The following is a 23,300-nucleotide window of genomic DNA, read 5'->3' on the forward strand; positions in this document are numbered from 1 at the left end:
ACAGACTCCCCAATAACGGAATTTTGACGCTAAAATGCCATATCAGTAGTTATTACAACTACCGTGCCAGAGTCACAGATTGGTTCGATTTTTATTGGAAAAAAGCGCGCTTTACTTAACGGCGATATTCCTGCGGGATCGGTAAGTCTTTGCGCAACGGTTTCGGACGCTGCCCTTTACCGGCTTTAAATGCTTTGAGCTGATAGACATAGGCAAGGACTTGCGCCACTGCCATAAACAGTTTGCTGGGGATCTCTTGATCGGGTTCTGTTGAGTAATAAATCGCTCGGGCTAGCATCGGTGAAGGAATCAGTGGCACCTCATGAGCGGTTGCAATCTTTCGAATATGCATTGCCAGTTCGTCAACACCTTTAGCGACAACAACCGGTGCGCGATCACCATTTTCGTCATACTTAAGGGCCACTGAGAAATGCGTTGGGTTAGTCACAACAACGTCTGCTTTAGGGACTTCCTGCATCATCCGGTTGGCAGCAGCTTGCATCTGCAAACGCCGGATCCGTCCCTTGACCTGCGGGTCTCCTTCAGCATTCTTGCGTTCGTCCTTGACCTCTTGCTTGGTCATTTTCATTTCTTCTTTGTGCTTGTAGCTTTGATAGGGAACGTCAATCAAAACGATTGGAATAAGGGCACAGCAAAGAATTAAAAAGGCCCATTCGATCATGCTAAGAGCGTGAAAAATACTCAACGGATAGAGTTCCTGATCCAAATGCAGAGCTTCATCCTTAAACAGCAACAGCGACAAGTATGCAGCACCCGCAATGACCACAAATTTGGCGATGGCTTTTAGTAATTCCACTAACCCCTCAACACCGAACATGCGCTTGAAACCATTGATTGGATTGATTTTCTCGGCTCTTGGTTTGGCCGAATACCACGTAAAGTTGTAACCGCCAAGCGCAATAGAACCATAAATACCAGCGACCATCGCGATGATCATATAAAACAATACTGGTGTGCTTACCTCAGAGAACGCACTTCCCCATGCTTGAAACATATGCGTGATATCGTAGGTTTCATCACGTGACAACTTAAATGTTCGTTGCGTTACACTGAACAGTGCAGTAGCGATATATGAGCCCATTAGCAAGAATGCGACAGCACTGGCTATCAACACTAGCGCTGTTGATAACTCCCGCGAACGCGCGACTTGCCCTTTATTGCGGGAGTCTTTGATTTTTTTGGATGTGGGTTCCTCCGTTTTTTCGTATGAATCAGCCATGCGCTAAGTCCCACAAATCCGAAGAAGCTGACACATCATCAATTCAGCGCGTTGCCACTGCGATTGATAATGAGATACGAAATTGGCCATAGTGATCCAAATGATCACTAAACCCATGATTTGTGCAATTGAAAAACCGATACTAAAAATATTTAACTGCGGTGCTGCTTTCGTCATGACACCAAAGGCCAAGTTAACGATGAGTAGCGACACAATTGGGGCCAGTGTAACCACTACTGCTGAGGTAAACATCCAACCGGCCCAATGCGCAATCGCTTGGAACTGTTCTGGCTCCCACCAGCCTTCAGCAATCGGAAACGCTTGGAAGCTCATGGCTATCATCTGGATCATGGCCAAGTGGCCATCGAACGTCCAAAACAACAACGTCGCCAAAATAAGATAAAATTGACCGACCGCAGGCACGTTAATGCCGTTTACCGGATCGACGATTGACGCAAAGCCAAGACCGGTCTGCATAGCGATAATTTGTCCGGCAAGAACAAAGGTATTGAGGACCATCATTGACACAAAGCCGATTGCGATACCGATGACCAGCTGCTGGATAGCCAGTACAAAAGTTCCGACACTGACCATATCAACAACCGGTGATTTAGGGATCATTGGTAACATCATTACGGTTAACAAAACTGCAAACAATGACTTAACCGGTGTGGGTATGGTTTTAGCACTGAGGCCAACCATCGATGCAAACATGCCTGAAATCCGACAAAACGGCAGCAAAGTGTCGGCCAAAAACTGCATAATGACAGCTTCAGCAATAACCATATTAACCAACGACCTGTGGTATGCGTTCTACCATCATAAAGGTAAAATCCATGACCTTATTCACTAGCCAGTTACCGCCCCAACTGAGCGCCAGTAAGGTCACAATTAAGCGCGGCAAGAAGCTCATGGTTTGTTCATTGATAGATGTGGCCGCTTGGAAAACAGCGACAATTAACCCTACTATCAAGCTCGGTACAATCACCGCTGAAACCAGCAAGATGACGATAAACATGGACTCACGTAAAATCTCGACAAAGGCCTCTGGACTCATATGGCTCTCCTAGACCCCCATTCCGAAACTGGTTGCTAACGTACCAAAAATCAAATTCCAACCATCGACTAGGACAAACAACATAAGCTTGAAGGGCAAAGATACAATCATCGGTGACAACATCATCATACCCATCGCCATCAAAATCGATGCAACGACCAAATCGAGAATCAAAAATGGGATAAACAACATAAAACCGATTTGAAATGCGGTTTTTAACTCACTGGTGACAAATGCCGGTACTAGCACTGTCATTGGCACGTCGGCAGGATCATCAAATTGACCTTCGTAGCCACCAATTCGAACAAAGGTCTCCAGGTCTTTCACGCGCGTTTGCGAGAGCATAAATTCACGCATCGGCAATTTGGCCGCCTCAAAGGCCTGCAAGGAAGTCATCTCTTCATTTAAGTATGGCTGCAGAGCGGTTTCGTTTACCTCTTCAAAGACCGGTGCCATGATGAACATGCTCAGAAATAAACTAACCCCGATTAAAATCTGGTTGGATGGGGATTGTTGCAAGCCGATTGCCTGTCGGAGAATTGACAGTACGACAATGATTCGCGTAAACGAGGTCATCATCATGACGAAAGCGGGAATCAAACTCAGCGCTGTCATAATAAACAGCGCTTGTAATGTCATTGAATATTCTTGTGCGCCATCCGGATTAGTAGTGACGGTAACCGCAGAGACCCCCTGTTGAGCGAGAACTTCACAGGGAAACATCAACAGCGCAACCACTATCGCAATGCGCGAGGCGAGTTTAAGGGTGATCTTCATTGTGCCGCATCACCCTTAATACCGGGCAACTTGCCTGCCATTGCTTGTACCAACTTTTGTTTAAACTGGTCACCAGAAACCGATGGCTTGCCAGCAATGGGAGTCGGCAGGGTCGCCAAATGATTGATGTTATGAGCCGTAATCCCAAGCAGGTATTGCTCGTCGCCTACTTCGACGACCATCAAGCGCTCTTTTGTCCCTGCAACCATACTGGCAACGACCTTCATATCGCCATTACCGGAATGAGCGACATTAAACCGTCGCATCACATACGCCAATGCGAAAATTATCCCGACAACAACTAAAAGTGATAGAAAAATTGACGCTATTGAACTGGCGCTAGAGGCTGTATTGCTTGACTGAGCGAATGCAGGGAGGCTAATTACGCATCCACCAAAAATTGAAAACAAAGTGTAGCTAATTGATTTAGCTACACTTTTCGTTGATAAGCTACCTGAGCTTTTTAATTCTCTCGATTTGACTAATAACATCCGTTAACCGAATACCAAATTTATCGTTGACCACTACTACTTCTCCATGAGCAATCAACGTGCCATTCACTAATACGTCTAACGGTTCACCAGCAACTCGGTCTAATTCAACCACCGAGCCTTGGTTTAATTGTAATAAATTGCGGATACTAATTTGGCTACGTCCAACCTCCATTGAGATCGTGACAGGAATGTCCAAAATTGTATCGAGTTTTTTCTTTTGTTCCTGAGTAATGGGTTCGTCATCGTTAAGCTCGTCCAACTCTGCGACTTGGACGTCATCACCTGCATCACCTTCAGCTTCAGCCTCTTCAGACTCTGCTTGTTCGGCCATTGCTGCGGCCCAATCGTCCATACCGTCTTCTTCACTCATGACGTTGTCCTCTTCTCTTATAAATCTTCTTCTAATACCTGTAATTCGGCATCGTTATCTATTACGCGCCCACCTCGCGTCAGAAGTTGTAACTCTGACTTCACGGATGTCGGGCGTTCTATTTTCTCGGTGATTTTTAGCGCAACGTTTTCACGACTGCGACCAAGTTTAGCTCTGAAAGTCGGTAAATCTTCAATCAATACAGTAATGTGTTCTGGCATCTCAATAGGGATGATGTCGCCCGCTTTTAAGTCCATCATTGCATGCAATGGAATATCAACATCTAGCATGTGCGTACTTAAATTGACTTTGACATCCATAATTTCATCGCGTAAAGCTTTTGACCACCTAAAGTCTGTGTCTTCCTTATCGCTTTGCACACCTGCATCTAATAACTCTCTAATTGGCTCGAGCATTGAGTAAGGAAGTGAGACGTGGAAGTCACCGCCACCGCCATCCAGCTCAATATGGAAAGAGCTGATTACAACCACCTCTGTCGGCGACACAATATTGGCCATGGCTGGGTTAACTTCCGAATCTAGGTATTCAAAAGAAACATCCATGACCGGTGCCCATGCCTCTTTGTAATCTTCAAAGATGAGCTTTAATAGCATTTGAATAATGCGCCGTTCGGTGGGTGTAAATTCACGACCTTCTATCTTCGCGTGGTAACGTCCATCTCCGCCAAAGAAGTTGTCCACTAGAATGAATACCAAGCGCGCTTCCATAGTTATCAGGCCGGTGCCTTTGAGCGGTCTAAACCGCACCATATTCAAACTCGTTGGGACGAATAACGTATGGATGTATTCACCAAATTTGATCATTTGGATACCGTTGATTGATACCTCGGCTGAGCGACGCATCATATTGAACAGACTGACACGCATATGCCGAGCAAATCGCTCATTAACGATCTCCAAGGTCGGCATGCGGCCACGAACGATTCGGTCTTGCGAAGAGAAATCGTACTCAAGAGCAGAGGCATCGACTTCTGAATCGCCAACCTCTTCCTCTTCAACGTCGTCTACTCCGTGGAGAAGCGCATCAATTTCATCTTGAGATAATAAATCGCTCACAATCTATCCTATTTATTGCATCACAAAGCCAGTGAACAGGACTTCTTCTACTACGTCTGCTCCTGCCAGTTCCTGCATTTTCATTTGTACTTCGCGCACGGCTTCTTCTCGAAGTGCAATTTTACCTGCTTCAGTTACTAAATCATCAGCGTTACTACTACTAAACACTTGCAGTAAGGTACCGCGAATCGAAGTTAAGTGAGATTTAGCAATTTCTTCGTTTTCAGAACCGCGGACCATCAGTTGAACTTTAATTTCCACCAATCGCTCGCGGCTAGCACCAGGCACGTTCAATACAAACGGTCGAGCAATGGCGACGTATAATGCTGTACCTGTCTTCGCCGAGCCCGCATTTGCAGTTGGAGTACCACCGGTCTCAACGGCTTCAATATCAGATGACTGTGAATCATCACCGCCAAGAAAGAAGTACGCAGCAGCAGCTCCCACGACGATCACCACAGCGACAATGATGATGATCATCATCTTGCCCTTTTTGCCACCTTCTTCGATTTTTAATTCTTCTTCAGCCATTACTCTATTCTCTTCACTAACCTATCCGTATTATCGGTAGCTTAGCGCTAAATCACAACATGTGGTTATTTAAATCAGCTGCGATTAAGCATAAAAATCAATCCCACCGGCGCTACCATTAACTACGCGCTGCTCGATTACTTCACCGGCAATTTCATCCATGCCATCATCGGCGTTCCCTTCGGCAAATTGACCTTGCTGCTGTTCACCTTGCTGCTGTTGATTGTCTTGTTGAACCGAAGACTGCCCCAACTCTATGCCTTGTTGATTGAGCATATCCCGCAATCTAGGTAATGCTTGGTCTAGCGCATCACGGGCCTGTTGGGACTGCACGACAAAGCTTACGGCCGCTGCTTCACCCGCCATATTTACTTTGACTTGTACACTCCCTAACTCTGGTGGATCCAGGCGAATTTCAGCAAATGAGTTACGCGCATTTACAATCCAACGGATTTTTTCAGCAAACTGTGTTTGTCCCTCAGGTTTAAGGATATTTGCCGGCTTATCTAACACGGCTTGTGATTGCGTATTACGTTGCCCTTCCACTAACTGAGCGACATCAGAGCTACTGGCATCGGTTCGCACTTGGGCATGGCGCAGTAGTTCGTCAGAATCTCGACGCAATTGCTGCACTGCATCGGCTAACACCAACGTTTGTGCGACTTGTTCGGTCACTTTCGCAATCGCCATGTCGCCTTGGTTAGCCTGTGGTATATCCGCAGCGACTAACGCCTCATTGACGAGGCTCTTGAGGCTAATACCCGGCTCACGACCTTGTTTTAGCTGTTCCTTATATTCGCTTATTCCCGCCTGTAACGCTGCGATAAGGTTTTGCTGCTGGTTTTGGCTTAGCGGCGTATTACTTCCGTCGTTAATGAGTTGGGTTAGCGTTTCTAAGGTTCGAAGCTGTTGCTCCTCACTACCTTTAATGACAACATCAATTGCCGCTTTATCATTGTTTTGTGGCTGTAATGTCAATTGCCCAGGGCTTACAATCACTGGTGCTTGTGCGCGGTCTGTCGCATCACTTTGAGTGGCCGCCACTGTCTCCAGTATTTGAGCGGACTCAAGCGTCTCTGTAGACTCATCATCACTCGCTAGTAGTGACTGCAGCATTGTCACTAACGCTTCGTTTTGAGCCTCATCACTTTGCTCGACACCAGGCAGAGCAATCACACCGTCTAGCGCTTCAATTGGCCCAACGTATAGATCATTTTCAATATTAAGCGGCTCAACATATAGATCATTTTCAATATTAACCGGATCCACGTTTTGCTCTGTTACTTGCTTGTTTATATCTATCACCAACTCAACCGCGCTTTCTGTTTGCGCTATCTTTTGCTCAATATCCAACGGTAATTGGATCACTACGGGCGCCTGTTCGACAGCTTGTAAACTCGACTGCTCACCTGTGATTTGGAGTTCATCAATAAAGTTACTGACATCCGTACCATCGTATGTAGTCGCGCCATTATTTTCTGTCACTTGCGCCTTCCCTAACGAATCTTTGCCGAGTAATTGCACTTGCTCAACTAGGTCAACCCAGTTAATTTCCTCTTGGTTGGCGATCAGCTGCGGATCGATCTGAGGGTCAATCGGTAATTCCTTAACGATAATGGGTAGTGGCAAAACTTCCTCACTTGCTCCAGCGCTTTGCTTAGCGCCTTCGCTAATAGCGACTTGCTCTGTCATTTCAGTTGTATCAGCTGGCTCGATTTTGCTAACAACTTTTGGCTTTGGGTCGACCGCTGCGCTCACTTCTGTTTCTTCAGCTGTAGCCTCGGTTGATGTTACGCCTGACTGCGCAGATTTTTGTTCGGTTGAATCATTTAAAGCCTTTTGCGATGGCTTACTCGCATCGCTCTGCTGGGCGCGTTTTTCAGAGGTCAACACCTGACTAAAGGCTTGCCCACTCTCTCCCGCTGACTGGCTTCCAGTACCGAGCCACATTTGTTCGGAATCAAGCGCTACATCCCCTGCGGGTTTAGCGGCAAGATCTGTTTGTAGGGGGGCAATATGTTGCATAACTCAACCAACCTCAAAATATATTACTTATACATTTCAGCAACTTAGAAAACCAACGGGGTTGCTGACTTGCTTTTGTGGATAGAGATTGCAAAGAGCGTTCCAAGTTAAGATTACGCTAATGATATACACAGAGTTTAACCCGTTTTACGCTCACGCCTAACGAAGCTTTGCAGCGCAAATTCATCTAACTGTAGCTGCTCTAACTTTGCTTCTCGCGCCAGTCGTTGCTGTTGCTGTTTTTCAATCAAGTGCTCGATCGCCCGGCGCTTGCGCTGTTGAGCCAACCACGCTTGCTTGCGTTGATCGGCAACTAAAATCGCCTGGCTAATGACACTGTTTTGTTGCACACAAGCGTTATCCAGCTGTGCGACAAAGTTCAAATGCTGAGTATATTTCTGCGCATCAAAGCCGCTTTTACCAGCTTGCGATATAGAGTTGATGTATTCGAGACGATAACGCTCGATGCTCTCTAAGCGCATGCGCTGTTGTTGCAGGTATTGTTGAGCCTGATGAAAATCCTGCGCGCGTTTATCTTCTTTTTGCCGTTCCCAATCGGCAACTTTTTGTAGCTGTGAGACAGCCATTAATTAGCTCCTTGAAGTCCACCCGCTAATGCTTGCATCGTTTGTAGACTCTCGTCATACGGAATCACTTGTTGCATGCCTTGTTGGAAAAATGCATTAATCGCCGGTTCCGCCTGAATTGCCAGATCAATTCTCGGATCAGCACCTTTGGTGTACGCGCCAATGGCAATAAGATCTCGGTTTTGTTGATACAATGAATAAACTTGGCGAATACGCCGCATCGATTCTAGATGCTCTGGACTAACAACTTGAGGCATCACCCGACTAACTGAAGCTGGAACATCAATTGCTGGGTAGTGACCGCTATCAGCTAAGGTTCGTGATAACACGATATGACCGTCTAAAATCGCTCGCGCAGCGTCTGCGATAGGATCTTGTAAATCATCACCTTCGGTTAAAACGGTATAAAAAGCGGTAATTGACCCCTGTCCTTCACTACCATTACCGGCTCGCTCTACTAGCGCAGGGAGTCTGGCAAACACTGATGGCGGATACCCCTTGGTTGCGGGAGGCTCGCCAACAGCTAAGGCAATTTCGCGCTGTGCCATCGCATAACGGGTCAAGGAATCAACCAATAACAGTACGTTAAGTCCCTGATCGCGAAAGTATTCAGCAATAGATACTGCTGTTTCGCAGCCTTTTAGTCGCATCAGTGGCGATGTATCAGCCGGTGCAGCGACTATGACAGCTCGTTTGCGCTCCTCCTCTGATAAGATGTCGTGGATAAACTCTTTAACCTCTCGACCACGCTCTCCGACAAGTCCCACAACCACCACGTCTGCCGCTGTGCCACGCGTCATCATGCCCAGTAAAACACTTTTACCCACACCACTGCCGGCAAACAATCCCATACGTTGGCCTGTACCAACGGTGAGCATACTATTGATGGCTCGTACGCCGACGTCGAGTGGTTGATTTATGGGTCTGCGTGTGAGTGGGTTAATGGGTGGCTTGGTTGTGGCAACACGTGTTTGAATTTCAATTGGCCCGAGCCCGTCTAGCGGTTGTGCATTAGCATCTACCACTCGGCCTAACAACCCTAGACCTACGGGTAACCCAGCCTGGCGCGATAGGGGCTCAACGCGTGAGCCTGGAACAATACCTTTTACCGCTTCAGTTGGCATTAAATAGGTGATGTGGTCACCAAATCCAACAACTTCTGCTTCAATTTGACCATCGACCGTCTGCACCAAACACTGCGCGCCGACGGGCATTTGACAGCCAACAGCCTCTAACGTTAAACCAATACCGCGAACTAACTTGCCAGCTGCAACCGGTGGACATCCGGGCACGTGTTGTGCCATCCGAGACAGTTTATCCGTTAAGCTTTTGACGTTCTTGTCAATTACATCATTGCTCATCACTCAACCCGTGTTGCAGTAAAAAACGATCGATGACTTCTTTACACCGTCGCTCTATTGAATGGTCAACTGCATTGTCTTGCGTCATCACTTCGCAACCACCTATTGTTAGCTCGGGTGCTGCAATGAGGTGCCAGTGATTTTCGGCAATTTGCTCTGGACTAAAGTGTTGCTCAACGAAGGCTAGATCATCTGGGTGAAGACGAATTCTAATTGTTTGGTCTGCGACAGGAAGCACTGATATCGCCTCGCGCAAAGCTGTAAGAATAATTTCAGATGGTACCTTCACTTCTGTGCGAATAACCGATTTGGCTAATGAGACAGCCAGTAACATGAGTTGACGCTCTACTTCTTGATGCGTTTTTGCCACGGGATTATAAAGCTCATTTACGAGTTGCTGCCATTGTTGAGCTTGTTGTGTAATATCCTGCTCCGCATCAGCTAAACCCTGTGCGAGCCCTTCTTTGTGTCCCTCGGAGAAACCTTCACTTTTGCCTGCCGCGTAACCTTCCTGATGCCCTTGGCTACGACCTTCAGCAAGACCTGATTCAAAGCCTTCACTATGAGCAGCTGCGCGTATCGCTTCAATTTCTTCAGCGGTTGGTGGCAAAATCTCTTCTTCAGGTTCTGGTGGTTCATATTTCCACTCGGAACGCTTGTTGAATGCGTTGGTAGTCTGAAGATCATCAGGGCGGTCGTCTTCAACGTAAGGATAACTCCACGCTTCCGCATCAGAACCTGATAACTTTTTAAGATTAGGCTGAGTCATACTGCAGCTGTTAACCTATCGCTCTTAGAGGAATTCATCACCACCACCTCCACCAAGCATAATCTCACCGGCGTCAGCCAAACGACGGGCCACAGACAAGATTTCTTTCTGCGCTGTCTCGACTTCACTAATGCGTACAGGCCCTAATGCGTCAAGATCATCAAGCAGCATTTCGGCTGCGCGTTTTGACATATTCTTGGTGATTTTCTCTTTGAGCTCTTCGTCAGCACCTTTGATTGCTTTGAGCAGAGACTCTTGCTGAACTTCGCGCAGAATGGCTTGAATACCGCGATCATCAACATCAACAAGGTTATCAAATACGAACATCAAGTCTTGGATTTGTTGACTCATCTCTTCGTCTTGTTCGCGGATAGCGTCCATCAACTGGCCTTCGATATTCGTATCGAGATAGTTCATGATATCTGCCGCAGATTTCAGTCCGCCCATTTTGGCTGCTTGCGCACCTGCTTGACCAGCAAATTGTTTCTCCATAATCTCGTTGAGTTCTTGTAACGCAGCCGGCTGAACTTCTTCTAAGTTGGCAACGCGCATTAAGAGGTCCAGACGTACCTTTTCTGGGAATTGAGATAAGATCTCCGCCGACTGCTCTGGCTCTAAATAAGACATGACGATGGTTTGAATCTGCGGGTGTTCGTTGCGAATAATACTCGCCACTTGTTTTGAATCCATCCACTTCAATGAGTCCAAACCTTTAGCTCCAGAACCCATCAAAATTTGGTCGATTAAGTTCGCGGCTTTATCTTCGCCAAGCGCTGCAGTTAGGGCACGTTTCACAAAGTCCTGACTCTGGAATCCAATCGTACTGTAGTTCTGAATTTCTTCGATGAAATGCTTGTGAACCGCAGTAATTTTGGTCTGTGTCATATCGTCGACTTTGGCCATTGCCGTGCCGAGTTTTTGCACTTGTTTGGGTTCAAGATGCTTGAGGATTTGTGCCGCATCTTCTTCGGATAAACTCAGTAACAGGATGGCTGCCTTATCAACCCCTTCCAGTTTACCAACGTCATATCCTACGTCTTCTGCAACTGCAACTTCGTTAGCCATAATTACCTCTATTCATCCATCAACAACCAGCCCTTGACCACCTGGGCTGAGAGTTCAGGTTCGTTTGCAACTAGTGCTCGAACCGCTTTCAATACATCTTCATCTTTATGTAAGTCTGGCAACATCAAAGAGCCATCGGCAGCAAAGCCCACTTGCCCTTCATCAAACTCTTGCGACAGCATACTGATGGTTTCGTCGCCTAAATCAAGTGCATCATCAGCATCAAATCCATCGGCGTCGATATCATCTTCAGGATGAATCAGTTTACGCAACATCGGTCTCACGACTGCAAGGATAAGGGTAATAATCACCAAACCACCGATTACATATTTAAGTATAGGAATAAATTCAGGACGCTCCCAAATCGGCAACTCCTCAACCACGCCGGTATCCATTCTGCTGAAGGGAATACTAACCACCTCGAGGCTGTCACCACGGGTCACATCGAAGCCAATGCCTCCTTGCAGTAGACGACGAATGTTGAGTAACTCGGCTTGCTCACGCGGTGCATTGGTTACCGTGCCGTCCTCAGCAGTAGTTGCGACATAATCAACCGCAACCGAAACGCTCAAACGTCGAATAACTCCGGTTTGCTGCTTGGTATGACTAATGGTGGTATCTAATTCGTAGTTCCGGGTAAACTCTTTACTGCTGCGCCCAGGTACTGTTTGTTGTGACGTGCTACCGGTTGCTTGTTCGGGAATATTCGCATCCAATGGCGGTTGATTGGTCAGGGCTCCTGGGATCCCTCCAACAGTCGAGCCAACGCTGTTTTCTTCAACGCCCATTTCACTGCGCAGAGCCGGCAAATCAGGATTGTAGCGACGCTGGGTTTGCTCTACCGCAGTAAAATCCATAGTCACGTCAGCTTGCGCGGTATAATTACCAACTCCCAGTACTGGGATCAGAATCGAGTCTATTTTTTGTAAGTACTCGTCTTCGCGTGCTTTTTCCATCTCATATTCTTTGCGCGCGCGTGCGCTCATAGAATCTTGAGAGCCTGAATTCAACAACCGACCGTTATTGTCAGTCACAGTAACACGCCCTGGCTCCATACCTTGCACCGCTGATGCGACAATATCGACGACCGCATCAACTTCTTCACCGGAAATCACATTGCCGCGTTTTGCGGTCAGTACTACCGTAGCACTCGCCTGCTTTTCACGGCGGGCAAACACGTTTTCTTTGGGCATCGCGAGTAACACGTTGGCTTTTGCAATGCCGTTAATACTTTCGATGGTGCGAGCTATTTGCTGTTCCCGCGCATGTTTTAAGCGCTCCATCTCTACGCGCTGACTGACACCAAACCCCATATCTTGCATGATGATATCGGTGCCCGCAGATACTTCCTGAGATATGCCTTGACGCGCCATCCCCAAGCGAATGTCCTGTACCTGATTGTCACGGACGTAAATCGTATTGCCTTCGAGTCGGTACTCAATTTGGTTTTGATCGAAATAATCGAGAGTCTCAATCAATTCGTCAGTAGGCATAGTGGCAAGTGGCCGATAATCTGGCTCTTGTGCCCAGATAAAGATAATTACAGTAATAGCGGCACAGATAACCAATGCTACAACAAGCATCAACTGACGCATTATGTCAGTTGAGCCCAAGGTATCCATGAATCCCGACTTTTGTTCTACGTCGGTATCACCGCCGTAGCCATCACTGATGGCGAGTTCTGTACTGGTTGCTTCAGCCACGACTAATCACCCTATACCGGCATATTCATAATTTGCTTGTAGGCTTCAAGCACCTTGTTGCGCACTTGTACGGTTGCTTCAAACGCTATACCGGACTTTTCTTTGGCCACCATCACATCCGCCAAACTCAGGCCCTCTACGCCCATTTCAAAGGCTTTCTGCGTTTCTCTGGAATAACGCTGCATGTCATTGACGTTATTCACCGCGTTGGCAAGCATGTCGGCAAAGTTTTCCCCTGACGGATTTTTCCCTATGCCAGGCACAGCTTCCGTCGTCGGTCTGACATCGAGTGCCATTGATTGCATTTCTTGATAAAGAGAATTTGCTTTTATGTCCATCACATTCACCCACGATAAGGACTCTACCTATAACTAAGTCTGATTCAGCAAATTACGCGCCAAAAATATTTATTGTTAAAATTCAAAGGGTTAAACATTACAATTAAGTCCCAGATTTTTTTATGTCATTTTTTTGACAAAAAAAAGCCGCTGAAAACAGCGGCCGAAGGGGTGCTTTGCAGCGCTAAATATTATGCCGGTACGTCAATACCATCTTCACGCATACGCGCGAGTTTGTAACGCAAAGTCCGTGGACTGATCCCGAGCTTTTCTGCAACATCTTTGCGTTTGCCATTACAGGAGACCAGTGTATCAAGAATGATCTGATGCTCCTGTTGACGTAATTCTGAGCCGAGCAAACTGCTATCTTCTTCAATAACTTGCGTCTGCGTCTCTGGTACTTGATCATTAAACTCAATCATCAAGTCACTCGCATCAATATGCTCGCCCTGTGACAGTATCAATGCGCGCTGGATAACATTCTCTAACTCTCGCACATTGCCTGGCCAGGCGTGGGTCATTAGTTTGTTACGAGCTGCAGCGGTAAGTTTCGGGGTTCCTGCCACTGCGTGCCGTGCAATTAAATGCTCAGCTAGCGGAACTATGTCACCTGGGCGTTTTGCCAATGGTAACCATGTAATTGGAAACACGTTAAGTCGATAATACAGATCTTCGCGAAACTCGCCCTTGTCGACAGCTACGCGCAAATCTCGGTTACTGGTGGCAATAACACGCACATCTAAGGCGACAGTTTTGCGCGAACCGAGGCGCTCCACTTCTTTTTCCTGTAACACACGCAACAGCTTGGCTTGCAGTGCCATATCCATCTCAGTGATTTCATCGAGTAGAATAGTGCCGCCTTGCGCTTGTTCAAATTTTCCCGGACAGGCCTGTATCGCACCAGTAAACGCCCCTTTCTCATAACCAAATAAAGTCGCTTCGAGCATATTTTCCGGTATTGCAGCGCAGTTGATTGCTACGAACGCTTCGTCTTTGCGATTGGACAAATCATGAATGTAGCGCGACAGCACTTCTTTTCCCGAACCCGAGGGCCCTAGTACCATTACAGTTGCGTCAGAGGCAGCGACTTTCGCAGCCAATGCTAACAATGCTTCACTACTCGGATCACCAACCACCGGCGTGCGCGAAAGTACTTTTTGCGCTGGTGCGTAGCGTCCAACCAAATTGAGTAGTACCTGTGGTGCAAAAGGCTTCGATAAGTAATCCGTAGCACCATCACGCATTGCTTGAACTGCGTCATTGATTGTTGCAAAGGCGGTCATTAATAGCACAGGCAACTGTGGATATCGGGCTTTGATACTGCGCAACAGTGAAAGCCCAGACATTTCCCCCATCTGAATATCACTTACAACCAAATCAACTTGGTGTTGGTTTAACATAACCAGCGCCATTTCGGCGTTTTCTGCAGCGATAACGTTGTATCCACCAAGCTCCAGTGTGTCGCTTAACGCTTCGCGTAAGCCGGCATCATCTTCAACAATTAGGATATGCGTTTTATTCATATTAACTCTCCAACTCAGCTTCCGCTTGCGGCGACTGGGAAAAATGACTGATGGGTAACCAAATCGTAAACTCTGCGCCACCAAGCTTATGATTCGACGCCTTGATGCGGCCTTTATGTGCACGGACAGCTTGATTCACTACCGCTAACCCCAGGCCCGTACCATTGGTTTTGGTGGTATAAAAAGGTTCAAATAATGTTGCGGCCTTAGTAGTCGGTAAACCTTTGCCTTGATCGCGACAAGATATGATAAGTTCTTTGTTGTGCACATCGACTGACACAGCAATTGAAACCGTCGTGCCCGGCTCTGATGCCTGTACTGCATTTTGAACTAAATTGACCAGTGCCCCTTGTAGTGCTGTCGCATTCGCTTGTAAAACTGCACTGCGAGCAGCCTTATCAATAGTTACCTGTACGTGGGTATTTGATTGCGCTAACAACGAAGAGCAACTCGACTCGACTTGATGAATAATCTCAACAATCGACGTTGGGGCAATAATATTCTGATCACCGCTTTTTGCAAACAACAGCATGTCGTTGACTTGCGATTCAAGTTCGTGCAGTCGATCCAGTAGCTTACTGGCGAACTTATTGGTTAACCCTGGGTTCATTTTATCTTGCGCTAGATTTGCTGCGTACAGCAAAGCCGCTGATAGTGGCGTGCGGATCTGATGGGCCAGAGAAGCGACCATTTTGCCCAGTGATGACAAACGTTGCATATGACTCACGCGCGCTTGCAGTTGGCGTGTTTCCGTCAAATCAGTGATTACGATTAACTGCCCAGGCTCTTCGATTAAGGGAGTAATTGATAACTTAACACGTCGGCCATCACGCAAGGACACTTCATGACCATCGTCAGCACGAGGCTTGAAAGAGCGCGCAATGATATCGCGCCATATTTCGGCTTCCAGTGGTTCGCCAAGCAGTTGTCTGGCTAATCGGTTTGCTTGACGTACGACACCTTTACCATCAATCACGATAACACCTGCAGGCATAACCTGTAACAATCGTTCTAAACGTTGTGACTGACGTTTTAGGGAAAGATATGACTCTTGCTCAATCATTTCAGAGCTATTATCCATAACCGCAGTACGATTAGAGCCGCTGTTTAAATCTTCAAAGTCGTGTTCAACTTGGGCTTGGTTATATAGCATTACTACCTCGTGTCAAAAACCTGTCAGCGGTTTTACTAACAGTAGAGATAGCACGTGCCGTGCCATATTTTAAAACTTTAAAATCAATGCCTTACATGATGAAAGTGTAGTCAATGCATTGACCGGTGGGAAAATATGCGAGTGATTTAACGGGAATAAGCTACGCTTCAGCCTCGCGTTGGATGTTGTACTTACGCATTTTCTCGACCAAGGTCGTTCTGCGCATGCCGAGTTTGTCAGCTGCGCGAGCAACAACCCAGTCCGATTGCTCCAAAGCTTGCAGTACTAAATTAATTTCAAGCTCTGACAAATACTCTTTCAAGTTTACCCCTTCATCAGGTAGAGCTGTATCAGCAGCTTGAGGCAAAGTAACGTCATGACTGTTCTCGTCAAGTTCAGCAGACTCAGCAAACAGTTCATTAAACGCTTGCCGCTCAAGCACTTCTTCCGGGTAATCTGGCTCGTACTGCTCGAATTCCCCGTGCTGGTACTTGCTGGGTAACTCACTGACATCGATTAATTGGTTCGGATAGAGAATAGTCAAACGCTCAACTAAGTTACTGAGCTCCCTCACATTTCCCGGCCATGGATGTTCCATTAGAGACTTAATAGCTTGCTCGGTAAAGCGAACAACCGTTTCTGAGTCATCTTGAATACGAGTGACCAACTCTTGCAATAACAGCGGAATATCTTCCTGTCGCTCGCGCAACGCTGGACTTTCAATCGGAAAAACATTCAATCGATAATAGAGATCCTCGCGGAACTTGTCTTTTTCTATCATCCCTTCTAAATCGCGATGCGTTGCAGCAATAACCCTTACATTACACGCTATAGGTCGAGTCCCCCCGACGCGTTCAAATGTGCGCTCTTGCAAAACGCGTAGAAGCTTAACTTGCATCTGTAGTGGCATGTCACCGATTTCATCAAGGAACAGAGTCCCTCCTTCGGCTAATTCAAAACGACCTTTGCGGCTGTTAACCGCCCCCGTAAATGCGCCTTTTTCATGTCCAAATAGCTCACTCTCGAGCAACTCACCAGGGATAGCACCACAGTTTATTGGAATAAACTCAGCATCTTTGCGCGACGACATGAAATGAATATTGCGCGCAATGACCTCTTTACCAGTACCAGATTCGCCCAAAATCAATACATTGGCATCCGTAGGTGCCACTTGCTCAACCAGCTTACGCACTGATTGAATCAGCGGGCTTTGCCCTACCAAGCTACGGAACAAACGCATTTTGCTTTGTACTGACTTAACGTTGTTAGGGTTGCGCTTTAAATACTCTTGGGCGCGATACAATGCCTGTGTCAGGAATGGATAAGTGATGGGCAAACCTATGTGTGCAACAAGGTTCTTACTGACTTTTTCAGAGTCGCCAGTATCGCTGATACCAACAAACGGTATATGCGGATACGTTTTAACAAGGTGGGGACTCTCTTGGGCGGTTAGGTCTAATAATACAATTGTATTCTCTGGGGCTTTTTTGAGTGACGAATCGGCATCAGCGCAGGCACTGATTTCATGCTCTTCAGACATAAATTGCAAGATGGTTTGCAAAGTCTGAATGACTGCCGAATTATCGCTGACAATCAAAATGTGGTTCATCGTTACCCCGAGCGCAATTGTTTTTATTAATATATGCTGCCTCTAAGATTGTAACCGCAACCGAATTTTACGCAACTAGATTAGGTCTTAGAATACAAAAAAGACGGCTAAAGCCATCTTTTTAAGCATAAAATCAAGTGGTTAATTGCTTAGCTCAGCAAACTTAAAACCTGCCCTTGTTGCTGATTCGCCTGCGCTTGCACGCTCAACGCTGACTGACCTAAAACACCCGCGGCGGCGTTTTCAGATGTCGTTTGCGCGAAATCAGTGTCTTGAATACGACTACGAGCGGCAGCAGTGTTGACATCAGTTTGCGACAAGTTACGCGCAGCACTCTCGAATTGGTTTTGTGTTGCACCAAGCTCTGAGCGCGCACCACCAATAAACTCAAGCGCTTCATCAGTCGCCGCTAGGGCTTCTTGCAAACCTTCGCTGGACGTCACATCGACATTGAGTAAATCGGTCAATTGTGATTGTACATCATTGGTACTGACTGATATCTGCTGGCCTGCGTTTGCGCCCACTTGGAAATCAATATTACCGTCTTCACTCAGTAGCTGACGACCGCCAAAGGTAGTTTGCTCAACTGTTTGTGTGATATTTTCTTGCAGTTGCGTTATTTCAGCTTGAATCGCCTGACGATCAGCATCATTTAATGTGCCATTGCCCGCTTGCAAGGTTAATTCACGAATGCGCTGCGCATCGTTATTGATGCCTTCTAAGCCACTTTCAGCAACTTGAGCCAAGGACACGCCATCATAAGCATTGCGAATAGACTGGCGGTTGCCTTCTACTTGAGACGTCAATCGGTCAATGATTTGCTGTGCAGCGGAATCATCAGCCGCACTGTTGACACGCCGCCCCGTGGCTAAGCGCTCTAACAACGTGTCTTGACGCTGTTGCACCTGCTGTAAAATTGACGCATTTGAATCTGTATTGAAATTAATCATAATTCCCCCTCATACCTCTTTCGAGTATAGCAAAAGGACGAATAAAAATTAAACAATGTTGCCTGAGACAGGTATTAATTGATATACCTACGTATAACCAGCGAGAGCTAAAGTAGTGGGCTTTGCTGAGCAGTTGGTTATACGTAGGTTAGGATCTACTGAGGTCCTTCTGGATACACATGGGCTACGTCAGCACGACTCACGGCTAAGCGAATGGCCGGACCATTTCCAGTGGCGGTAATTTTGTGTACTTTGTTTTTCGGCATAAATACAAAATCACCTTTTTTGACGATAGATTCTTTACCTTCAATTTCCCAGATCCACTCACCATCAATGATATACCACCATTCGTTCCAGTCTGGGTGATAGTGCTTGCGATTGCCTTGACCTGGCAATTGTGAAATCAGCGTAGCGCTATTACTTTCGGTATTGACTAAGCGATGACACCAAGAGTTAGTATTGTTTTTGGCAGCAATTAAGTCCGGAATATGCACATGTGGTGCATTCTCATGGTCAAAGTCGGCCTGTTCGATGCCGTCTATTTTAAGTATAGAAGGCACATCAGCTTCACTGTGATGCGCAGTTGTATTTCCTTTACTTTGGTAATACTTGGGTTCGCTTGCTTCCCCCTTCTGCGCCAAATACGCCAGAACCGCTTCTGCCAAGCGGAAATCTTCTTCATTGTCGATATCCACAGCAGAAAAACCCTTTAACGGGAAATAGCCTATCTTGCCATCACCGCCATGGTAGCCAAAACCTAGGTTATCCATATTCTGTAGGAACTTTTCTCGTTGCCAGCCCATAAGCACCGTTGCATAAGACGCTACGGGTTGCATATCCTGCGATGAGATATGCGGCTCAAGTGGACTAAAGTTCACACCTTTGTTTTGATAAACACACGCAATTTGATGCTCTACGGTTGAAACCAATGTATCAACTTGTTGCTCTTGCATAGCGTTTACGAACGCTTGTATTTCTTCAGCCGAGATAAAGGGTGATGTTGGCAAAATTTGCACAACAATATCGGCATCGACGTTTTGACAAAAGTCGAGCAAAAACTCGTCGTTATTTGAGGCATCAGTAGCAAACTGATCCGGGCGCTGGTAAAAACTGACGCCATAATCTTCAGCCAATTCGGCAAAGATTGGGGCTTCTGAATTAATATAAACAGCATCAAACACCCCGGCATCTCTAGCGGTTTCGGTCACATACGCGATGAGGGGCTTATCGCCAAGCATCCGTAGATTTTTTTTCGGAACTCGCTTGCTGCCCAAACGAGCTGGAATCATTGCCACAATTTTCATTTACAGACTTCCTATTTACTTGTAAAGCCACCATCAATGATGATGTTTTGACCCGTGATGTATGTATTTGCTGTTGAACATAAAAACACACACGCCTGGGCAATTTCTTCTGGTTGCGCTAATCGCTGTATTGGTATTTGTTCCGCGATTACGCGTTGTTCACTATCACTCAACCACTCTTCAACCATGTCGGTTAAAGTGGGCCCCGGTGACAACGTATTTATCAGCACCCCACAGCTTGCCAGCTCAACAGCTAAAGACCGCAAAGCACCAACAAATCCCGCCTTACTTCCTGAGTAAACCGTAGAATTGGGTTTAGAAACGATTGAAGCTATGGATCCGATGCCGACAATCTTGCCACCACCTCTTTGGCCCATTAAGCTCCCTGCCAGCGCTAAAATCCGAATGGGTGCGTGCAGATTAACTGCCATAACATCGTCAATCGTTGCTGTTGTAATCTTATCGGCCGGTTCAGGAAAAATTATACCCGCACAATAAATAACGACGTCGTAGCTGAAATCCTGTTCTAGCCAATGACAAAACGCATCAACGCTGGCGCTATCTGCAAGATCTAAGTGTTTGATAGAATCTTGGCCGTCAGCATGGCGCGACGTACCAATTACGTTTGCGCCAGCGCTGTACAATTGTTCTTTGACTGCTTTGCCAATGCCCCGTTCACTGCCAATAATCAGTACGTTTTTATCGTTAAACTCATGCATGCTTAAATCCTGGCGTTTACCGCAAGTGTTCGACTAAATGCGCGATCGCTGAGCGCCCCATAGCCAGCGTAGCTTCTTTGGAATTACCACCAATGTGAGGGGTACAAATTAGATTTGGCATGGACAGAAGTTCTGGGTGCTGTGGTGGCTCTTGGTCATAAACATCAATTGCTGCCGCAGATATCTGACCTGTTTCTAAGGCCCGTTGTAGTGCCGGTAGATCAATTAAATCACCTCGAGCGGTATTGAGCACAATCGGCGCACGTTGCATTGCAGCGAATGCCGATTTATCGAATAGATGAAATGTTGAATCATCCAATGGTGTATGCAGTGAAATGATATCCGCTCGCGCATATATCTCAGTTTTACTGGCTAGCTGTGCTCCGAACGCATCACATTGTGTGGATACGTCAATGATGTCATTGACCAATAAACGACAGTTAAATGGCTGTAAAATCCGCGCTAACTCTTGACCAATGTGCCCAAAGCCAATAATACCAATCGTCTTGCCATATAAACTTTGGCCGCCCGACTTATTCCATGTCCCGGCCTTTAACTGATTTGAGGTCACATATAAATTGCGGCTCAACATCAGCATAAAGCCCAGAGCCATTTCCGCTACGGATTGCTTATTAACCCCCGCTGTCCACTTAACGGGTATGTTTTTACTACGACAGTAGTCCAAATCAATATTGTTAAGACCCACGCCAAATTTAGCGATGACTTTAAGTTTATCCAGCGTATCTAGTACTGGCGCTACAACCTCCTCCATAGCGACTATTGCGCCATCACAATCGGTTAAAAACTCGATAAATTCAGTTTCAGTTAGCAAACGCCCGGTTGTGTTGAAGCGACAGTCTTCGAAATGGGACTCCACTTCCTGACGCAGAGTTGGGTTATTGGCGAATGCTTTTGAAGTAATCGCTACTTTCATGAAACCCTCAACAAGGGTAAAACCGTGGCAATCGCGTTGTCTACCTCAAGCGGCGTTACATCGTCAGCTTTAATTGCCTCGATAGTATCGCTACTAGGAATGATCATGGTCAGATCTTTACCCACCCGCTTCTTGTCATTTTTCAAACATTCAACGATCGCTTCAGCACCGAAATGGTCGGCCTGAAAGGTGATGGGTAATGTGGGCAAAAACAAGCGTTTGTTCACGTCAGTGAAAAACTCATCGCTAATCAACCCGCGACCTAAGGCAACAGCATTGGCGACCATCATACCGACTACTACAGCTAACCCGTGAGGCACTGCATAGTGGCTTGTTGCTTCTAGTGCATGCCCAAAACAGTGACCGTAGTTGAACAAATTGCGTTTCCCCAAATCAAACTCATCTTCGGCGATAAAGCGTTGTTTTACGGCTAGTGACGAGCGAATGGCCTCAATTCGATTGCGACGGTCATACAAGGCCTTGGCAAGTTTCTCGATAGCTTGAATGTCCGGCGCTTGCAGATCATCGAGGAGTAAGAACTTAATCACCTCGCCTATGCCACTGTAATAATCTCTATCCGAGAGTGAATCGAGGAAAGCGGGACACATGTAAATGGTATTGGGAGGATAAAACCCGCCGAGTATATTTTTATAGCTCTCGAAGTTAAGCGATGTTTTGCTGCCTACGCAGCTATCCGCTTGAGCTAAGAATGTCGTCGGGAGAAACGACCAAGGCACGCCGCGGTACAAAGTTTGCGCGACAAACCCCGTGATATCCTGAATGATGCCACCGCCAATCGATATTAAATGCATTTTCTTCTTTTCAGGAAACGGGGTTAGAAAGCGATAAACACCTTGGACTTTATCCAGTGTTTTGTTTTCCTCAATTGCCTCAATCAACATTACACGGTGCGACGCCACCCCAGATAGTAATGAAGGATACAAAGCAGCTATTTGGGCATCACAAACGAACACCGCATTGGGCTGCGCTTTTAAGGCGTCAAAAAAGGCGAAATCAGCTTCAAACTTCACTTCGTAGTTATGAATATTCGATTGAATAATCATTAGCTCGTAAAACCTCCATCAACAATGATTGATTGGCCCGTCAAGTAGGCAGTCTCAGGTTCGATAAGAAATGCAACTACTCGAGCGATTTCATCTGGCGTGGCCATCCGTTGGGCTGGAATTTGCGCAATGATTTCTTTTTTCTCTGATTCAGACAGTGACTGCTGCGTTAGTTCAGTTTGGGTAAACCCGGGACAAACCGCGTTTACCGTAACATTACTAGCGGCAAATTCACGAGCAAACCCTTTGGTTGCGCCAATCAAGCCAAACTTGGTGCCGCTGTACAGGGCACGTTGGGCTTTAGAGCGAACTCCCCATATAGAACTGATGTTGACGACACGCCCAAAGCTTCTTTCGGCCATGCCAGGCAAAATAGCTTGCATTAACTGCAATGGCGCTAAATAGTTAACCTGATTAATCAATTGCATATCAGCATCGGTAATTTGCGCGGTCGGTTTGATAATATTAATGCCCGCGTTGTTTATTAGGCCATCGAATTGATTGCCATTCTCGAGAAAACGAGCAACGCTTGTCGGTGAACTCAGATCCAGTTCATCGCGTGTTGGGCATACCACATGGTGTTGTGATTCGAGTCGAGACTTTATCGCAGCGCCAATTCCGCGACTGCCTCCAGTGAGTAAAATTTTCATA

Annotated in this window: 24 protein-coding genes; all 24 read right to left on the reverse strand. The window is 46.5% G+C overall.

Annotated elements, in window-relative coordinates; translation table 11 throughout:
• Positions 1-115: 115 nt before the first annotated feature.
• The 24 genes from flhB to QTP81_RS05970 all read right to left on the reverse strand — a co-directional run bounded on the left by flhB (position 116) and on the right by QTP81_RS05970 (position 23,299).
• A complete protein-coding gene (gene flhB, locus QTP81_RS05855; protein ID WP_289364347.1) occupies positions 116-1,240 on the reverse strand; it encodes a flagellar biosynthesis protein FlhB in 1,125 nt (374 codons plus the stop codon).
• A gap of 3 nt (positions 1,241-1,243) precedes the next feature.
• On the reverse strand, positions 1,244-2,026 hold the full coding sequence (gene fliR / locus QTP81_RS05860) for a flagellar biosynthetic protein FliR (protein WP_289364349.1): 783 nt from the start codon (positions 2,024-2,026) through the stop codon (positions 1,244-1,246).
• Position 2,027: 1 nt separating this feature from the next.
• Positions 2,028-2,297: a flagellar biosynthesis protein FliQ gene (gene fliQ / locus QTP81_RS05865; protein ID WP_289364350.1), complete on the reverse strand. Its 270-nt coding sequence runs from the start codon at positions 2,295-2,297 to the stop codon at positions 2,028-2,030.
• Positions 2,298-2,306: 9 nt separating this feature from the next.
• Positions 2,307-3,020 carry a flagellar type III secretion system pore protein FliP gene (gene fliP / locus QTP81_RS05870; RefSeq protein ID WP_289364514.1) on the reverse strand — a complete coding sequence of 238 codons (714 nt, stop codon included), beginning with the start codon at positions 3,018-3,020 and terminating at the stop codon, positions 2,307-2,309.
• Between the two features lie 50 nt (positions 3,021-3,070).
• Complete coding sequence (gene fliO, locus QTP81_RS17210) at positions 3,071-3,340, reverse strand: flagellar biosynthetic protein FliO (RefSeq protein ID WP_434532968.1); 270 nt, start codon at positions 3,338-3,340, stop codon at positions 3,071-3,073.
• Positions 3,341-3,524: 184 nt separating this feature from the next.
• On the reverse strand, positions 3,525-3,938 hold the full coding sequence (gene fliN, locus QTP81_RS05880; RefSeq protein WP_289364353.1) for a flagellar motor switch protein FliN: 414 nt from the start codon (positions 3,936-3,938) through the stop codon (positions 3,525-3,527).
• A 17-nt stretch (positions 3,939-3,955) separates the two neighbouring features.
• A complete protein-coding gene (gene fliM / locus QTP81_RS05885; RefSeq protein WP_289364354.1) occupies positions 3,956-5,014 on the reverse strand; it encodes a flagellar motor switch protein FliM in 1,059 nt (352 codons plus the stop codon).
• Positions 5,015-5,026: 12 nt separating this feature from the next.
• The gene (gene fliL, locus QTP81_RS05890) at positions 5,027-5,545 is read right to left on the reverse strand and encodes a flagellar basal body-associated protein FliL (RefSeq protein ID WP_289364356.1); all 519 of its coding nucleotides are present in this window, start codon (positions 5,543-5,545) and stop codon (positions 5,027-5,029) included.
• Between the two features lie 84 nt (positions 5,546-5,629).
• A complete protein-coding gene (locus QTP81_RS05895) occupies positions 5,630-7,570 on the reverse strand; it encodes a flagellar hook-length control protein FliK (RefSeq protein ID WP_289364357.1) in 1,941 nt (646 codons plus the stop codon).
• A 137-nt stretch (positions 7,571-7,707) separates the two neighbouring features.
• A complete protein-coding gene (fliJ, locus tag QTP81_RS05900; protein WP_289364358.1) occupies positions 7,708-8,157 on the reverse strand; it encodes a flagellar export protein FliJ in 450 nt (149 codons plus the stop codon).
• On the reverse strand, positions 8,157-9,461 hold the full coding sequence (gene fliI / locus QTP81_RS05905; RefSeq protein WP_289364515.1) for a flagellar protein export ATPase FliI: 1,305 nt from the start codon (positions 9,459-9,461) through the stop codon (positions 8,157-8,159). The genes fliJ and fliI overlap by 1 nt, the downstream gene beginning before the upstream one ends.
• A 46-nt stretch (positions 9,462-9,507) precedes the next feature.
• Positions 9,508-10,287 carry a flagellar assembly protein FliH gene (fliH, locus tag QTP81_RS05910; protein WP_289364359.1) on the reverse strand — a complete coding sequence of 260 codons (780 nt, stop codon included), beginning with the start codon at positions 10,285-10,287 and terminating at the stop codon, positions 9,508-9,510.
• Between the two features lie 24 nt (positions 10,288-10,311).
• Positions 10,312-11,352 (reverse strand): flagellar motor switch protein FliG, encoded by a 1,041-nt coding sequence (gene fliG / locus QTP81_RS05915; protein WP_289364360.1) that lies wholly within the window; start codon positions 11,350-11,352, stop codon positions 10,312-10,314.
• Between the two features lie 8 nt (positions 11,353-11,360).
• Positions 11,361-13,055 carry a flagellar basal-body MS-ring/collar protein FliF gene (gene fliF, locus QTP81_RS05920; RefSeq protein WP_289364363.1) on the reverse strand — a complete coding sequence of 565 codons (1,695 nt, stop codon included), beginning with the start codon at positions 13,053-13,055 and terminating at the stop codon, positions 11,361-11,363.
• A gap of 11 nt (positions 13,056-13,066) precedes the next feature.
• Positions 13,067-13,393: a flagellar hook-basal body complex protein FliE gene (fliE, locus tag QTP81_RS05925; RefSeq protein WP_289364364.1), complete on the reverse strand. Its 327-nt coding sequence runs from the start codon at positions 13,391-13,393 to the stop codon at positions 13,067-13,069.
• A 191-nt stretch (positions 13,394-13,584) separates the two neighbouring features.
• Positions 13,585-14,916: a sigma-54-dependent transcriptional regulator gene (locus QTP81_RS05930; RefSeq protein WP_289364365.1), complete on the reverse strand. Its 1,332-nt coding sequence runs from the start codon at positions 14,914-14,916 to the stop codon at positions 13,585-13,587.
• A 1-nt stretch (position 14,917) separates the two neighbouring features.
• Positions 14,918-16,069 carry a sensor histidine kinase gene (locus QTP81_RS05935; RefSeq protein WP_289364367.1) on the reverse strand — a complete coding sequence of 384 codons (1,152 nt, stop codon included), beginning with the start codon at positions 16,067-16,069 and terminating at the stop codon, positions 14,918-14,920.
• A gap of 160 nt (positions 16,070-16,229) precedes the next feature.
• Positions 16,230-17,678, reverse strand: coding sequence for a sigma-54 dependent transcriptional regulator (locus tag QTP81_RS05940; protein WP_289364368.1), 1,449 nt, complete (start codon positions 17,676-17,678; stop codon positions 16,230-16,232).
• Between the two features lie 149 nt (positions 17,679-17,827).
• Complete coding sequence (locus tag QTP81_RS05945) at positions 17,828-18,628, reverse strand: flagellin N-terminal helical domain-containing protein (RefSeq protein WP_289364370.1); 801 nt, start codon at positions 18,626-18,628, stop codon at positions 17,828-17,830.
• A 155-nt stretch (positions 18,629-18,783) separates the two neighbouring features.
• Positions 18,784-19,932 carry a cytidylyltransferase domain-containing protein gene (locus QTP81_RS05950; RefSeq protein ID WP_289364371.1) on the reverse strand — a complete coding sequence of 383 codons (1,149 nt, stop codon included), beginning with the start codon at positions 19,930-19,932 and terminating at the stop codon, positions 18,784-18,786.
• Positions 19,933-19,943: 11 nt separating this feature from the next.
• Positions 19,944-20,651, reverse strand: coding sequence for an SDR family NAD(P)-dependent oxidoreductase (locus tag QTP81_RS05955; RefSeq protein ID WP_289364372.1), 708 nt, complete (start codon positions 20,649-20,651; stop codon positions 19,944-19,946).
• Positions 20,652-20,667: 16 nt separating this feature from the next.
• Positions 20,668-21,585: a phosphoglycerate dehydrogenase gene (locus tag QTP81_RS05960; RefSeq protein WP_289364373.1), complete on the reverse strand. Its 918-nt coding sequence runs from the start codon at positions 21,583-21,585 to the stop codon at positions 20,668-20,670.
• Positions 21,582-22,649 (reverse strand): AroB-related putative sugar phosphate phospholyase (cyclizing), encoded by a 1,068-nt coding sequence (locus QTP81_RS05965; RefSeq protein WP_289364374.1) that lies wholly within the window; start codon positions 22,647-22,649, stop codon positions 21,582-21,584. The genes QTP81_RS05960 and QTP81_RS05965 overlap by 4 nt, the downstream gene beginning before the upstream one ends.
• Entirely contained in the window at positions 22,649-23,299 is a 651-nt protein-coding gene (locus tag QTP81_RS05970) for an SDR family NAD(P)-dependent oxidoreductase (RefSeq protein ID WP_289364375.1), read from the reverse strand. The genes QTP81_RS05965 and QTP81_RS05970 overlap by 1 nt, the downstream gene beginning before the upstream one ends.
• Position 23,300 lies beyond the last annotated feature (1 nt).

The sequence above is a fragment of the Neoalteromonas arenosi genome (genome assembly GCF_030362855.1).
Taxonomy (GTDB): domain Bacteria; phylum Pseudomonadota; class Gammaproteobacteria; order Enterobacterales; family Alteromonadaceae; genus Alteromonas_E; species Alteromonas_E arenosi.

Coding starts and splice junctions, on each gene's coding strand:
- flhB (WP_289364347.1), bottom strand. CDS start 1,240: ATGGCTGATTCATACGAAAAAACGGAGGAACCCACATCCAAAAAAATC.
- fliR (WP_289364349.1), bottom strand. CDS start 2,026: ATGGTTATTGCTGAAGCTGTCATTATGCAGTTTTTGGCCGACACTTTG.
- fliQ (WP_289364350.1), bottom strand. CDS start 2,297: ATGAGTCCAGAGGCCTTTGTCGAGATTTTACGTGAGTCCATGTTTATC.
- fliP (WP_289364514.1), bottom strand. CDS start 3,020: ATGTTTCCCTGTGAAGTTCTCGCTCAACAGGGGGTCTCTGCGGTTACC.
- fliO (WP_434532968.1), bottom strand. CDS start 3,340: ATGCGACGGTTTAATGTCGCTCATTCCGGTAATGGCGATATGAAGGTC.
- fliN (WP_289364353.1), bottom strand. CDS start 3,938: ATGAGTGAAGAAGACGGTATGGACGATTGGGCCGCAGCAATGGCCGAA.
- fliL (WP_289364356.1), bottom strand. CDS start 5,545: ATGGCTGAAGAAGAATTAAAAATCGAAGAAGGTGGCAAAAAGGGCAAG.
- QTP81_RS05895 (WP_289364357.1), bottom strand. CDS start 7,570: ATGCAACATATTGCCCCCCTACAAACAGATCTTGCCGCTAAACCCGCA.
- fliJ (WP_289364358.1), bottom strand. CDS start 8,157: ATGGCTGTCTCACAGCTACAAAAAGTTGCCGATTGGGAACGGCAAAAA.
- fliI (WP_289364515.1), bottom strand. CDS start 9,461: ATGGCACAACACGTGCCCGGATGTCCACCGGTTGCAGCTGGCAAGTTA.
- fliH (WP_289364359.1), bottom strand. CDS start 10,287: ATGACTCAGCCTAATCTTAAAAAGTTATCAGGTTCTGATGCGGAAGCG.
- fliG (WP_289364360.1), bottom strand. CDS start 11,352: ATGGCTAACGAAGTTGCAGTTGCAGAAGACGTAGGATATGACGTTGGT.
- fliE (WP_289364364.1), bottom strand. CDS start 13,393: ATGGACATAAAAGCAAATTCTCTTTATCAAGAAATGCAATCAATGGCA.
- QTP81_RS05930 (WP_289364365.1), bottom strand. CDS start 14,916: ATGAATAAAACGCATATCCTAATTGTTGAAGATGATGCCGGCTTACGC.
- QTP81_RS05935 (WP_289364367.1), bottom strand. CDS start 16,069: ATGCTATATAACCAAGCCCAAGTTGAACACGACTTTGAAGATTTAAAC.
- QTP81_RS05940 (WP_289364368.1), bottom strand. CDS start 17,678: ATGAACCACATTTTGATTGTCAGCGATAATTCGGCAGTCATTCAGACT.
- QTP81_RS05945 (WP_289364370.1), bottom strand. CDS start 18,628: ATGATTAATTTCAATACAGATTCAAATGCGTCAATTTTACAGCAGGTG.
- QTP81_RS05950 (WP_289364371.1), bottom strand. CDS start 19,932: ATGAAAATTGTGGCAATGATTCCAGCTCGTTTGGGCAGCAAGCGAGTT.
- QTP81_RS05955 (WP_289364372.1), bottom strand. CDS start 20,651: ATGCATGAGTTTAACGATAAAAACGTACTGATTATTGGCAGTGAACGG.
- QTP81_RS05960 (WP_289364373.1), bottom strand. CDS start 21,585: ATGAAAGTAGCGATTACTTCAAAAGCATTCGCCAATAACCCAACTCTG.
- QTP81_RS05965 (WP_289364374.1), bottom strand. CDS start 22,649: ATGATTATTCAATCGAATATTCATAACTACGAAGTGAAGTTTGAAGCT.
- QTP81_RS05970 (WP_289364375.1), bottom strand. CDS start 23,299: ATGAAAATTTTACTCACTGGAGGCAGTCGCGGAATTGGCGCTGCGATA.